The following is a 13,825-nucleotide window of genomic DNA, read 5'->3' on the forward strand; positions in this document are numbered from 1 at the left end:
AGGTGATTATACCTTACCCACCATGACGACACAGTTGCGACCTTGATGTTTCGCTTTATAAAGTGCGCGATCCAGTTGTCCGTAGACGTCTACAAAGTCGTTTACGTTGGTGGCAGGCCAAACACCCGCACCGATGGATACGGATAGATAGCCGATATCGGTGCTGTGATTCTCTATGTGAAGATTGATGATGGCGTCACAAAAGCTTTGCAGATGCTGTGCAAATTTCTCTGTATCTGTGTCATGGGTTATGACTAAGAACTCCTCACCGCCGATGCGAAAGAGAAAGTCATCAGCACGATTGAAGAAATTAGCGGCTAGTTCTGCGACTTTTATCAGAACTTGGTCGCCATGCTCATGGCCGTAATGATCATTAACAAGCTTAAAGTAGTCGAGGTCAAATAGCGCAAACGCAACATTCAGTTTTTTGCGCCGAACTCTTCCCATTTCATTATGAAAAATTTGGTGTAGATAACGACGGTTATAAAGACGAGTGAGGTCATCTTTGATCGACAGTTCTTCTATTCGCTTTTTGTCACTGATATCGATGCGAGTCGCCAAAATTTGGTGAATTTTTCCTAACCAGTTTTTCTGCGGAGTTAAGGTCAAATCAACCCAATAACTGCTACCCAGTTTAGTTTTGCCTTCCAATTCACCTGCCCAGGTTTGACCCATTAACAGGTTTTCTTTGATCGGTTGAAAGGTTGCGGGTGACATATCTAAGTCGGAGCGATCTTCAAGGGTTAGTTTTTTGAGTTCGGTCTCTGTGTAGCTGGTTAAATCGCAATAGCGCTGGCTGGCCCAGATAATTTGACAGGTATTAGGGTCAAAAACGCTCGCGTAGGTCAGATTGTGTACTTGATGGATGTAGGTTTGTAAGCGTGTTTTTTGGAAACGATAAGTCAGTACCCAAGCCAGCATTAATGCCAATATGAGGGCTACAATTAATGCAATGTGGATGATTTGTCGTTCATCCAGTCGGGTCACTAGTTCTAAGCTAATCCAATCGGTATAGATTTTACGATGTTCGTCAGGGGTTATGCTATCCAGTGTTTTTTGCATAATGCTATGCAGTAATGGATTATCTTTGTGCACGCCGATGGCTAATTCAAAGCGTTGATCTGACTGGCCGACAACTTGTAACCCGGTAATGCCGAGACGTTGCTGAGTGTAGTTAATAACAGCAAGATTACCCGAGTACACCAGTGCTTTACCGTTAACTACCGCATTCAAACCTTCAGTGACATCTTCTACAAGTACTAGTTTAATATCTGGATAGTTATTACGCAGATACTCGTGTGACCAATAGTCTTTAACAACGGCGACAGGTTGGCCTGCAAGTTCACTGTAATCATTGATAAACAGTGTGGTTGCTTTGCCCACCAGAACCATCGGAAAGCTTAAGTATGACGTGGTAAAGTTAAGGTATTCTTTCCGTTCAGGGGTGGGTGTTGCTGCTGATAGCATGTCAATTTGCTTAGCCTTTGTCATTGCGACAACGGTTGACCAGTTGATATCGATAACCGGTTCAAATGTTACACCCAATCGTTCTTCAAATAATTGAAAATAATCAGCAACAATACCCTTAAATTCACTCTCTCTATCAATAAATTCAAAAGGTGCCCAGTTAGTATCGTTACCAATACGAATAACAGGATTATTGATAAGATAGAGTCTCTCGTCTTGAGTTAGACTGTTTGTGTCAATGCTATGGGCTATCAGTTCTTCGGGGTTAAATCTAAGAAACTCTTCGGGAGAAATTAGGCCGACATCACGCGCTTCGGCGGCGGTAGCCAGTATTCTGGCACTGTCTAAGGTGCCAATTGGAGTGCTTCCTGTTCTGACATATTTTGTCGTCGCGCGTGCTTCGAATAATAGTGCTTGTCGGCTTTTGATAACGGGGTAGTGCTCTAGTATAAAATCGACGATTTCTGGTTGATGGGTGATGGCATAGTCCCAACCTGCAATCGTCGCGTCGCGAAATTTTTGAACAATATCGGGGTGTTCAGCGGCAAATTCATAGGAAGTAATCACTAGATCTTCAGCGCTGTTAATCCCAAAATCACCGGGTTTGACTAGGTGATAGGATTCGCCAAGCTCGTTTAGTTGATAAGGCTCATTGGTTTCGTAAGCGCCATAGAGATCAACACGTTCTTGAATAAAGTCATTAATATCACCCGTGGGTGGGTAAGTGCGGGTAGGCTGATCAATTTCCGGTTTAGCGCGGTGAAGTAAAGCGAGTATTTGTAAGTTATTGTAATGTGATACGCTTTTGCCACTTAATTGGTAAAGTTCGGTGATCGGTTCTTTAGACAACAGTACCATTGGCGAGTACTGAAAAGAGGTCATGACGGCTTTGATCGGGTGACCTTTGATAAAGTCTGCTATAACGCTGGAGTAGGCAGTTCCAAAAGTGGCGCGACCACTGACAACCTCTTCACGAATATTGATTCCAGGTTGCCAAGCGTTGATCGTGACATCAAGTCCCGCATCGCGATAATAACCTTTAGCAATAGCGGCGTAGAAACCTGCAAATTGGTACTGATGGTGCCAATTGATTTGCACCGTAACCGGAGTAAGCTGTTTAACCTCGTCTGCAATCAATGGCTTGCTGAAAAGAATTAAGCTTACCAATAGAGTAATATAAACATGAATCGATTTTTTATTCATGTTTCATTATAAGTTGATTGTGTTTGAATCATCAATCGTTGATTGGCAATTCAGAAATCTCTATGACAATTTAATATAAGCAACAGCATCCAATCAGTTAACCCATCAAAACATCGATTCGCTCTTTCCAACTGTCTGACAGGTTTTCTATTGGTGTTACCAATCCCGCGCGTAACGCCTGATGTGCTTCAGATTCCGGTAAAGGCTCCGACAGGTGTTGTAAAAAATGCAGCAAGATTTCCTGGGCATGCTGGCTGTTTTGCATCAGATTTCTGATGGCATAGTCTGCTGTGACGTGTTGTTCTTTTGGATGCCAGCAGTCGAAGTCGGTGACCATTCCAAGCGTAATGTAAGCGATTTGAGCTTCTTTGGCTAAACGTGCTTCCGGCATATTGGTCATGCCGATCACCTGCGCGCCGATACTGCGATACCAATGAGATTCGGCACGAGTCGAAAATTGTGGCCCCTCGATACACAGATAAGTACCATGGGTTTTTAGTTTAAAGCCCTGATTTTCAGCAATGGATCGTGCGGATTGTGAAAAACGCTTGGCAAGTGCCTGGCAAGTTGGGTCTGCCATCGAGATATGTGCGACGGCACCTTCGCCAAAAAAGGTGTTTTTGCGTAGACGCGTCATGTCAATAAATTGGTCTGGTAGCACCATGTCTAGCGGTGCTAGGTCTTCCGTTAGTGAGCCGACGGCTGAAAACGAGAGTAAGTGGCGAACACCCAGTTTTTTCATCGCGTAGATATTGGCGCGAAAGGGAATCTCGCTGGGTATGAGGTGATGCTGGCGACCATGGCGCGCTAGAAAGACCACTGGAACACCGGCAATTTCTCCTGTCACCAGTGCATCGGAGGGTTGACCATAGGGGGTTTCGATGGAATGTTCTTGACGCTGCTCGAGGGCGTCAATCTGATAAAGACCACTGCCACCAATAATTCCGATCGGGGTGTTTTGCACGTCACGCCTCCAAACTTCATAGTCTTGTGATTCGATCATGACCTGTTTTACGTAGATTTCAATAGACAAAAAAATAAAAATCCTGTCAAAGTGTAAGAAAGTACCATTTGAATACGACTGAGTAACCATCACTGCACGTGAAACGTCAGTACCGATGTATCTAAATTGTTATTACTAAGCTTTTTTCTTCTAAGCTGTTATTTCTTAAAAGGTGTTATATGAAAGATACTCTGCCACGATTAATTGCGACCGACTTTCCGCCCTTACGACGTGGCAATTTAGAAGTCCTTCAAGCCAACATTACCTTGACCTGTAATCAGTCCTGTTTTCATTGTCATGTGGCGTCCAGCCCTAAACGTAAAGAAGCCATGACACACGAAACACTTGAGTTGCTCTTGGCGACATTGGATCGTCATCCCAGTATTCATACGCTAGATATCACCGGTGGCGCACCTGAGTTGCATCCTGAATTCCGCTGGTTGGTGAAAGAAGCGAGAAGCAGAGGGATAACCGTTATCGATCGCTGCAATTTGACCATCTTAAGTGAACCCGGTCAGGAAGATACGGCAGAATTTTTAGCTCAACATCAGGTTAAAGTGGTTGCATCCTTGCCCTGTTATTCAGCGGAAAACGTCAATGCTCAACGGGGTGACGGTGTGTTTGATGCCAGTATTGTGGGCTTACAAAAGCTCAATGCGCTGGGTTATGGGCATGAAGCTTCTGGGTTGGTATTGGACTTGGTGTATAACCCGCTCGGTGCTTCCTTGCCACCCCCTCAGCCAGCATTAGAAAAAGCCTATAAAGAACAACTAAAGGAGCATTTTGGTATTGTCTTTAACGACCTCTATACCCTCACCAATATGCCGATTCAGCGCTTTGGCAGTACCTTGATTAGTAAAGGTACCTTTGATGAATACATGACGCTCCTGAAAGCCAACTTCAACTCAGCCACCTTGCCGGGTTTAATGTGCCTAAATACTCTGTCTGTGGATTATCTGGGTCAGGTGCATGACTGTGATTTTAATCAGCAGCTAAAGCTACCCTTAGGTGATGCAAAAGAACCGGTTTATTTAAAAGAGTTATTAGATGCAGATCTATCCGGTTCGCCCATTCGCATCGCAGACCATTGTTACGGCTGCACGGCAGGGCAAGGCAGTAGCTGTGGTGGTGCATTGGTTGCATAAAGAAAGATAGAAGGTGCTAAATGGAAAACGAAGCCGTCATACGTTTAAGTGGATTTATCGGTGTTTTACTTTGCATGCTGTTGTGTGAACGCATGTGGCCGAGACGAACTTGGCGGCAGGGTCGTTTGCAGCGCTTTGCCATCAATTTCAGCTTAATTGCGCTTAGTGGCTTGTTGCAACGCATAACCTTAGGTGCTGCTGCAGTTGCCATGGCGATTTATGCGCAGGCGCAAGGCTGGGGGTTACTGAATCTGATTGAACTGCCCGCTTGGTTGATGCTGTTGGTTGGCATTTTGTTGCTGGATTTGGCCATTTATCTGCAGCATGTGGTGTTTCATCAAGTGCCTTGGTTATGGCGCTTGCATCAGGTACATCATGCCGATCTTGATCTGGATGCCACCACAGGACTGCGTTTTCATCCGATAGAAATTCTTTTGTCATTGATGATCAAAGTGGTGGTCGTGGCCGCTCTGGGCATTAGCCCTTGGGTAGTGATTATTTTTGAAGTTTTATTAAATGCATCGTCCATGTTTAATCACTCAAACCTGCGTCTTCCAGAAACCGTTGAACGCCGCTTACGTTGGTTGATTGTGACCCCTGATATGCATCGTATCCATCATTCGGTGCATCGTGTCGAAACCGATAGCAACTACGGCTTCTTTCTGTCGATTTGGGATCGGATGTTTAACAGCTATACCCAAGCACCTCGGGATGGTCATACCACCATGGTGCTGGGTTTGGATTATGCCCAGCAGCCCGAGAAGCTGAAGTTACAGCATTTGTTAATCATGCCTTTTGTCAGTCGAACAAAACATCATGAATAACGTTTATGGATCAAGTAATCTAGAGAAAAAACACCTGCACCGTTCTTCATCAAATACAGTAGTACGACTGCCCATACGCCATGAAGGGCATAAGCACTAGGGTAGACTAGAAATTGAATCACTGCTGTCATGATCAGCAGTGCTAAAGCAGAAACACGTGTGCCTAAACCCAATAGAATCAGTATTGGAAAGACATGCTCAGCAATTGTTGCTAGTACCGCAGCAATATCTGCAGGTATCAGTGGTAGTTGATATTCATACTGAAAAAGAAAGATGGTCGAACGGGCTAACGTTGGCCAACCGAATATGTATTCTCCATTAATAATATTGATGGCAAATCCTTCAATCTTAGTTTGACCGGATAACCAAAAAACGGCAGCGATAGAAAATCGGCCTAATAACGCAATCAATGCGTGAGGAATTAGCTCCATCAAGTGAAGCAGTCGGTGATAAATCATCAATAAGGTACTCATAGCATGGCTCCTTTGAAGGGTAGATCGATTAGGTCAACAATCGCGTTTTGTTTGATGAGTCGTTGAATTGCAGCAACAGGCTCAAATGAAAATTCACTTGCAAGTTCAGCAGCCTGTGTGACCGATAAACCTTTAAGCAACGAGTTAATAAATTTTGCCATTCCCAAGTCAATTCGATGAATATCGACATCCAATTGCGGTCTTGTAAGGAGCACGTTTTCAGCTTGGTCAAGCGCGATAGTATTGAGTTGAATCTCTGCTTGAGGCTGATGTGCAAACCAAATAGAGGCCAGGGGGAAAGCAGAGTTGAGTAACTGAGTTGAGGGTGCCAGTAATAATCCGGTGCTGTTTAGCTTATTTTGATCTTCTATCAAGTTGATGAGTTTGGATAATTGAATAGGTTGAACGTCTGCCGCATGACGACTTTCTTGAATGGCGAATTCTAACTTTGCAATATCCTCGAGATAGGGGATTGATCTCGCAGGTGGGAAATCGTGTATAAATTTGGCAAACGATCGCCCATATTTGACCATCATGGGTACGTCAGGTGGACATTGCATCACATATTCCTTTGCCATAGCGCGAAAAAAACGCTGCCCCACCAATTGTTCGATAACAGGAAAGTTTCCTGCAAGAACATTGATCAATGAGCTCATGACATTATTTCGGTAAACCGAAAACCGTTCATAGCAATCGGTTTGATTCCAGCAAGCTAATCCTTTTGGTATGGCTGCGTCCGGATTGAGTAATGATTCGTTAAAGGCATTATGCATACGGACTCCTGAGTTGTTGTTCGGCTTGAATCATTAAAAACACTTTTGCCTGTTTGGCCTCTTCATGCAAGACAGCTAATCCGGGTACATTGCCGTCGCGTTCCAACAAAGTCGGACGAGGACCCATTAACTGCAAGGCTTTTTGGTAGAGATTCCATACCGGCGCTGCAACTTCTGAATCGTGGCTATCAATTAAAAGAGGAGATCCATCACTGTCTTGATCTGTCGCAAAACCAGCAAGGTGAATTTCGCCGACTGCAGTTAATGGCAGTGCTTGTATATACCCTAAAGGGTCACGATGATGATTGATGCAGGATACATAGACATTATTAATATCAATCAGTAGTCCGCAGCCTGTCGTTTTAATAATCTCGGTAATGAAGACTTCTTCAGTCATATCCGAGTTGTCGAATTCTACGTAAGTGGCTGGATTTTCAAGAAGCATGCGTCGGCCCAAGCGAGTTTGCACATGGTCTACTTGTTCGCAAATATGCTTTAGCGATTGCTGCGTATAAGGAACCGGTAGCAAATCATTGAGATAATGACCCTGGTGTGTGGACCAGGCTAAATGCTCTGAAAATAGCTCAGGTTGGTAACGGTTCAGTAAAAGATTAAGACGATCCAGATGTGCCTCATCAACCGGTGCTTGAGCGCCAATTGATAAACCAACACCATGAATGGATAAAGGATAATGTTCTCTAATCTTACTGAGGTAAAAGTGAAGGGGTCCGCCGTCGACCATATAGTTTTCAGCATGAATCTCAAAAAAACCAAGCTCAGGTAAAAACTGAAGAATCTCTTTAAAGTGCTCTGGTTTTAACCCAATACCGACATCTGTCGATAGCATGTGTTGAATTGGGTCAAGAGCAGTGCACGCTTTTGATAAGGCTAGATCAGACACGGCGGAATCCTTTTATTGATTAGTGACTAGCTGTTAACCTCGGTAAATTCATTTAATTGGCCAAACCCAGTGGCAGAGGTAGGTGATTCAACTTGAACACAGGTTCCTTCAGGTACTAAGGACCACGCATTGCCTTGATAGTCTTTTGTGGATGAACCCGCACACGACGTGCCCGGTCCTGCTTTACAATCGTTCTGGCCTGCTAGTGCAACCCCATAACATTTCTCCATCGCTCCTTCCGCAGCGACAGCCGTTCCAGAAAGGGCCGCTAAAGAGATCGCTGTGCCGAAGGCCATTGCTAACGATGCAGATGTCAGTTTTTTGTTGATAGTTGTCATTTTGTGTACCTCATTGATGATTGAATGTTAGGTGTTACATTCGTTTGTCGAGGTGGATTGAACTTTCTTACACATAAAATTAAAAAAATTTCGTTAAACAGTTCTGCACCAAAATATGGCAGTTTTTTGCTGCTTATTTAGACACGAAATGCCGATGAAAATGAGGGTTAAAAAGATCAATTCAGGGGCTCTTTTTTAAGTGTCAAAATTTGAAAAATATGCTATTTAATTGCTACGTGAAAACTAGATAAGGCACCCCACTCAGATGCTTAATGACTACGAAAAGCGAATTGAAACGCTGCGGCCACGGTTATTGTCGTTTGCTCGGCTTCAACTACGTAACAGTGATGAAGCCGAGGATGTGGTACAGGAAGCGCTGATCGTAGCCTTGACAAAGCAAGAAGACTTTGATGGTCGCAGTCAGTTCGAGACCTGGGTGTTTGGTATTTTAAAATTTAAAATTTTAGATGTATTTCGATCAGAGAAGCGCCGTGCCTACTGGATATCCGATTCTGACGATAGCTGGCAGGACGAGCTGGATAAACAGTTTCGTGAAAACGAGCGTTGGCAGGATGATCATCGACCTCAAGATTGGGGGGATCCTGAAGCGGTGCTGGCCAGCAGCCATTTTTGGCGAGTCTTCGATGCTTGCATGATCCATTTGCCTGATGTTCCCGCCCGTATATTTTCGTTGCGCGAATTGATGGAGGTGGATATTGAGGAGATTTGCTCTTTACTCAATATTACTGAAAATAACTGCTCGGTCATTCTTTACCGAGCCCGAATGAAGTTGCGCCAGTGTCTTGAAAAAGGCTGGGTAGCGGAAGGGAATAAGTGATGTTGACCTGTCACCAAGCGACGCAATTGATGTCTTCTCGATTGGATCGTGAAATCTCTCTTAACAAAAAAATCAGTCTTAAATTTCATCTCATGATGTGCAAAAGTTGTCATCGTTGTGATCAACAACTGGAACTGATTCATCAGGCTGGACAGCAGTGGTATGAACGCATGATTCGCGAGGGTCATATCAAGCCAGAAACAGATGAATAGGGCACAAAAGAATTGTTATCTACGTTGTAAGAAAACACCCACTTCATTCGACTTATCCTGTAAATATGAAAAGAGGATAGATCGATGTTAGCTTCATCAATGCAAATGTATGTCATGGTCATCGCTTTGCTTGCGATTGCCGTCTTTACCTTAATCACGGCACCTGCAGTTAAAACAGCGGAGGGGTTTTTTAGCGGTTCAGACCAGGGCAAAATACCCAGTGTTTGGACTCTAACGCTTTCACAAGTCACGACTTGGATATTTGCTCGCTCACTATTAAATGCTGCGATCCTTGGCTACTTGTTCGGTATAGCGGGCACGCTCGCCTATGCGGTTTATTACGGCTCATTTCTGACCGGCTGGCTTATCATTGATCGTCTTCGGTTTCATCACGGTGAAACCAGTATTCAAACATTTTTTGTGCGTCACTTTGGTCGCTTAGGCTCCTACGCATACAACCTGCTGGTCTCACTTCGGTTGCTCTCCGAAGTGTTTGCTAATCTACTGGTCGTAGGTATCGTGTTTGGCGCAGTGGGATCAGGTGCTTGGCAACTATCGATTCTATTGGTTGCAGGGTTAACCCTAGTGTATTCCATGCGAGGAGGGTTGAGTGCTTCTTTGAAAACCGATGTTCAGCAGATGTTGATTTTATTGGTCATTTTGGCGGGCTTAATGGTGTTGCTGTTAACACATCAGGCATTTGAATGGCCCTCGATCTTAAGTAGTTCACCTGAGCTCAATAATCCGGGTTGGATTTTGCTGATCGTTGCTCTTTTACAGGTCATCAGTTACCCACTGCATGACCCTGTGATGATGGATCGAGGCTTATTGGCGGATCGTCAAACAACACGCAAAAGCTTCATCCATGCCTTCTGGATATCCACGTTGTTTATCCTGTTGTTCGGTTTATTGGGTGTTTTCGCCGGTTTACATCGCATGGGTGAAGAGGAACTGATGGGTACCTTGCAGCGATTGTTTGGCACACCCGTCATGCTGTTAGTGGGTATGGCGCTGATTATTTCTGCGGCATCAACCATGGATTCTACGTTATCCAGTGCCTCACGCTTGGCGGTGGTAGAAATGAAAATAGGGCAAGCGACACCTGCTACGGGTCGGTGGGCTATGTTGTTGTTTATGCTGGGAGGACTATTTCTAGTCTATGTGGGCACCGATGACCTTTTTGCTGCGGTAGCCGTCAGCGGAACGGCCTCGTTATTTTTAACACCGGTGATTATTTTCAATATCTGGTTAAAACGCGATGTGGCACGCTGGAGTTTTGCGGTGAATTTCATCGTTGCGGTACTCGGATCAGTGCTCTATTTTCTGGAAACCTCGGGTTACATGAGTCTGTTAGGTGATCTCACGGGTTTCACTCACAGCTATAGCAAGCTGTTGGTGATCACCCTGTTTATTTTGGCGGTGGGTGTGCTTAGTTTTGCACTGGGGTTAAAGCCTAAACAGAGTGAGGTTAGCGATGAGCAATATGCGTGAAGGGCGAAGTTGTCCGATCGATTACCGTTATTCTCCCCAGCAAATTGCTGCAACGAAAGCCTGTCTTTCTACCGAAGTGCTATATGTGGCAGGCGGTCTTTATGGCAACCCTTATGCTCTTGAATGTTTAGAGTCGATGGTTGCGGAAGAGGCGGATGCGCAATTAATCTTCAATGGCGATTTTCACTGGTTTGATGCCGAGACTGAGTTGTTTCGATGCATCAATGATCGAGTGGCTAAGTATCAAGCGATTAGCGGAAATGTTGAGAAAGAGCTCTGTCGACTAGACTCTGTGAATGTCGGTTGTGGTTGTGCCTATCCGGAAAGGGTTGAGCAAGCCCTTGTCGATCGATCAAATCAAATTCATCGACGGTTACAGTCGTGTCTTCCCAAGGATGAGTTACTGTTAGACTGGCTAAGAAATTTACCCAGTTTTGTTGTTGCTGAGGTCGCCGGAAGACGAGTGGCAGTCGTGCATGGTGATGCAACATCCTTGGCAGGATGGGGCTTTGATGCAGAAGGCATCGATCTGCCGGAACAACAAGCACTCATTCAAGGCTGGTTAACTGAGGCTGAAGTCGATGCGTTTGCGTCTTCTCATACTTGCCAAGCGGTCTGTCGTCAATTTCCGTCAGGTGTGGTGATTAACAACGGTGCAGCCGGAATGCCAAATTTTAATGATGGCTGTTATGGAATCGTTACACGAATTGCCCAAACGGCGGGGCATCGTAAACCGCTATATTCGACGACCTATCAGGGGTTGGTGTATGAAGCCTTACCGCTATTCTACGATCAGGATGCTTGGACAACACTGTTTCTCTCCTTGTGGCCAGCAGGTTCTGATGCCTGGATCTCCTATTGGGAAAGAATTGCACAGGGAAGTAAAAAACCTTAGATGATTTGATCAGCGTTTAAGTCATAGAGAGTGTAAGAAACACCGTGATGGATACGACTAAGTTAAAACAGAATATTACTTAAGGTGTGAGCAATGAATAAGAAAGTCGTATTACTGGCTGGATTAGTTTTAGCGGTGTTGGTGGTTTGGCAGCTGGGTTGGTTAGATGCGTTAACCTTTGATAACCTGAAACAGCAGCAGGCTAACCTGATGGCGATGAGAGACGCTCAACCCCTAATGGTGAGTGTTGTTTACCTATTGATTTATGTCGGTGTGACTGCGCTGTCCCTTCCAGGGGCTGCGATTATGACACTCGCCGGTGGAGCCATCTTTGGCTTAGGATGGGGACTGTTATTGGTATCCTTTGCCTCGACGCTGGGTGCAACGCTGGCGATGCTGGTGTCGCGTTTTTTTCTACGCGATTGGGTCAAACAGCGATTTAGCCATAGCATGAAAAAGCTGGATGACGGTGTTGAACGGGAAGGTGCCTTTTATCTGTTTGCACTTCGTCTGGTTCCGGCATTTCCTTTCTTTGTGATCAATCTGGCGATGGGTCTGACACGGATGAAAATCTGGACCTTTTGGTGGGTGAGTCAGGTGGGAATGCTGGTCGGTACGGCGGTCTATGTCAATGCCGGCACTCAGCTTGCACAACTTCAGTCACCGAGTGATATTTTATCCATTCAACTGTTGGGCGCCTTCGCGCTGTTGGGTGTATTCCCGTTGCTGGCCCGCAAAGCACTGGAGATCTATAAAAGTCGTCAAGCGTTACGTCAGTGGAAAAAACCGGCGCACTTCGATACCAATTTAGTGGTGATCGGTGCTGGCAGTGGTGGTTTGGTCTCGGCTTACATTGCCGCGGCCGTGAAAGCCAAGGTGGTACTGGTTGAAAAGCACCAAATGGGTGGTGACTGTCTGAATACGGGCTGTGTGCCCTCAAAAGCCCTGATTCGTTCAGCGAAACTGGCGCATGAAATGCGTCACGCTGATCACTATGGTTTGAAAAGCCAACAACCGGAGATCGATTTTGCTGCCGTGATGGATCGTATTCATGCGGTGATCGCTGAGATCGAACCTCATGATTCGCTAGAGCGTTTTACCGGATTAGGTGTCGATGTGCGCCAAGGTAGCGCGAAACTCATCTCGCCTTGGGAAGTAGAGATTACCTTGAATACTGGCGAAATACAGCGTGTCACTACCCGCAGCATTATTCTGGCAACGGGAGCAGAGCCCTTCGTACCTGACCTTCCGGGGTTAGACAAAGTAGACTATCTCACGTCTGATAACCTGTGGCAGTTACGCGACCTGCCTAAACGCTTGTTAGTGCTGGGTGGCGGGCCTATCGGTTGTGAATTAACGCAAGCGTTTCAACGTTTGGGATCTCAGGTGACGCAAGTGGAACGCGGTGAACGCTTGATGGCACGTGAAGATAAAGACGCCAGTCAGTTGGTGATGCAGCATTTTCGTCAAGAAGGGGTGGATCTTCGTTTGCAGCATCAAGCGTTACGGTTTGAAGTCGCTGGCGATAAAAAATACCTGATTGCCCAGAAAGTGACTGGAGAAGAAGTCTCTATTGAGTTTGATCGTGTTGTCATTGCCGTAGGCCGAAAACCTAGACTCAGGGGTTATGGTCTTGAAGAGTTGGGACTGTTACCTGAAGAGGCTAAAACGCTCGATACCCTCAATACTAACAACTATTTGCAGACACTTTACCCCAATATTTTTGCCTGTGGTGACTTAATAGGTCCCTATCAGTTTACCCATGCTGCTTCGCATCAGGCCTGGCATGCCACAGTCAATGCGTTGTTTGGTGATTTTAAAAAGTTTGCGGTGGATTATCGTTTTCTTCCTTGGGCGACGTTCACCGATCCTGAAGTGGCCCGAGTCGGTTTAAATGAACAAGAGGCTAAAGAGCAGGGCATCGATTATGAAGTCACCACCTATGGTATCGATGATCTTGATCGTGCCATCGCCGATGGCCAGGCCTATGGTTTTGTCAAAGTCTTAACACAGCAAGGTAAAGATAAAATCCTAGGTGTGACGTTAGTGGGTCCTCACTCTGGTGATTTGATTGCCGAGTTTGTACTCGCCATGAAACATGGACTGGGAATGAATAAATTGCTGGGGACGATTCATATTTATCCAACCATGACCGAAGCGAACAAATTTGCGGCAGGCAATTGGAAAAAAGCCCATGCACCCGAGACGGTGTTAGGTTGGCTGCAAAAATTTCATCAGTGGCGGCTTAAGTAAGCTAAGGGG

The 13,825-nt window shown here is 45.4% G+C and carries 13 protein-coding genes; 7 read left to right on the forward strand and 6 right to left on the reverse strand.

Translation table 11 applies throughout. The features are described 5' to 3' along the window. Positions 1–6: 6 nt before the first annotated feature. Both F7R24_RS11385 and mtnP read right to left on the reverse strand, forming a co-directional pair. Positions 7–2,670 (reverse strand): transporter substrate-binding domain-containing diguanylate cyclase, encoded by a 2,664-nt coding sequence (locus tag F7R24_RS11385; RefSeq protein WP_151671379.1) that lies wholly within the window; start codon positions 2,668–2,670, stop codon positions 7–9. Positions 2,671–2,767: 97 nt separating this feature from the next. Then, positions 2,768–3,703: an S-methyl-5'-thioadenosine phosphorylase gene (gene mtnP / locus F7R24_RS11390; protein WP_206057531.1), complete on the reverse strand. Its 936-nt coding sequence runs from the start codon at positions 3,701–3,703 to the stop codon at positions 2,768–2,770. A gap of 149 nt (positions 3,704–3,852) precedes the next feature. Between mtnP and arsS the strand changes: the two genes are divergently transcribed. Further along, the gene (gene arsS / locus F7R24_RS11395) at positions 3,853–4,818 is read left to right on the forward strand and encodes an arsenosugar biosynthesis radical SAM (seleno)protein ArsS (RefSeq protein WP_151671380.1); all 966 of its coding nucleotides are present in this window, start codon (positions 3,853–3,855) and stop codon (positions 4,816–4,818) included. Between the two features lie 20 nt (positions 4,819–4,838). Next, positions 4,839–5,642, forward strand: a complete 804-nt coding sequence (locus F7R24_RS11400; RefSeq protein WP_151671381.1) for a sterol desaturase family protein — start codon at positions 4,839–4,841, stop codon at positions 5,640–5,642. Here the strand turns inward: F7R24_RS11400 and F7R24_RS11405 are convergent. From F7R24_RS11405 to F7R24_RS11420, 4 genes are read right to left on the reverse strand one after another with little or no spacing between them, the layout of a single operon-like run. After that, positions 5,633–6,115, reverse strand: a complete 483-nt coding sequence (locus F7R24_RS11405) for a DoxX family protein (protein WP_151671382.1) — start codon at positions 6,113–6,115, stop codon at positions 5,633–5,635. The two genes, F7R24_RS11400 and F7R24_RS11405, sit on opposite strands and share 10 nt — an antisense overlap. After that, entirely contained in the window at positions 6,112–6,888 is a 777-nt protein-coding gene (locus tag F7R24_RS11410) for an HvfC/BufC N-terminal domain-containing protein (RefSeq protein WP_151671383.1), read from the reverse strand. Before F7R24_RS11410 ends, F7R24_RS11405 begins: the two co-directional genes overlap by 4 nt. Continuing rightward, on the reverse strand, positions 6,881–7,789 hold the full coding sequence (gene bufB, locus F7R24_RS11415; protein ID WP_240776094.1) for an MNIO family bufferin maturase: 909 nt from the start codon (positions 7,787–7,789) through the stop codon (positions 6,881–6,883). Before bufB ends, F7R24_RS11410 begins: the two co-directional genes overlap by 8 nt. Positions 7,790–7,815: 26 nt before the next feature. After that, a complete protein-coding gene (locus F7R24_RS11420) occupies positions 7,816–8,127 on the reverse strand; it encodes a BufA1 family periplasmic bufferin-type metallophore (RefSeq protein WP_151671384.1) in 312 nt (103 codons plus the stop codon). Positions 8,128–8,392: 265 nt separating this feature from the next. Here F7R24_RS11420 and F7R24_RS11425 point away from each other — a divergent pair, with 265 nt between their 5' ends. From F7R24_RS11425 to F7R24_RS11445, 5 genes are all read left to right on the forward strand, one after another. Continuing rightward, positions 8,393–8,965, forward strand: coding sequence for a sigma-70 family RNA polymerase sigma factor (locus F7R24_RS11425; RefSeq protein ID WP_151671385.1), 573 nt, complete (start codon positions 8,393–8,395; stop codon positions 8,963–8,965). Next, complete coding sequence (locus F7R24_RS11430; protein WP_151671386.1) at positions 8,965–9,177, forward strand: zf-HC2 domain-containing protein; 213 nt, start codon at positions 8,965–8,967, stop codon at positions 9,175–9,177. The genes F7R24_RS11425 and F7R24_RS11430 overlap by 1 nt, the downstream gene beginning before the upstream one ends. Before the next feature lie 84 nt (positions 9,178–9,261). Continuing rightward, complete coding sequence (locus tag F7R24_RS11435; RefSeq protein WP_151671387.1) at positions 9,262–10,668, forward strand: SLC5/6 family protein; 1,407 nt, start codon at positions 9,262–9,264, stop codon at positions 10,666–10,668. Further along, positions 10,652–11,563: a metallophosphoesterase family protein gene (locus F7R24_RS11440; protein ID WP_151671388.1), complete on the forward strand. Its 912-nt coding sequence runs from the start codon at positions 10,652–10,654 to the stop codon at positions 11,561–11,563. Before F7R24_RS11435 ends, F7R24_RS11440 begins: the two co-directional genes overlap by 17 nt. Before the next feature lie 93 nt (positions 11,564–11,656). Then, positions 11,657–13,816: an FAD-dependent oxidoreductase gene (locus F7R24_RS11445; RefSeq protein ID WP_151671389.1), complete on the forward strand. Its 2,160-nt coding sequence runs from the start codon at positions 11,657–11,659 to the stop codon at positions 13,814–13,816. Positions 13,817–13,825 lie beyond the last annotated feature (9 nt).

It is taken from the genome of Nitrincola schmidtii (assembly GCF_008973715.1).
Classification (GTDB): Bacteria; Pseudomonadota; Gammaproteobacteria; order Pseudomonadales; family Balneatricaceae; genus Nitrincola; species Nitrincola schmidtii.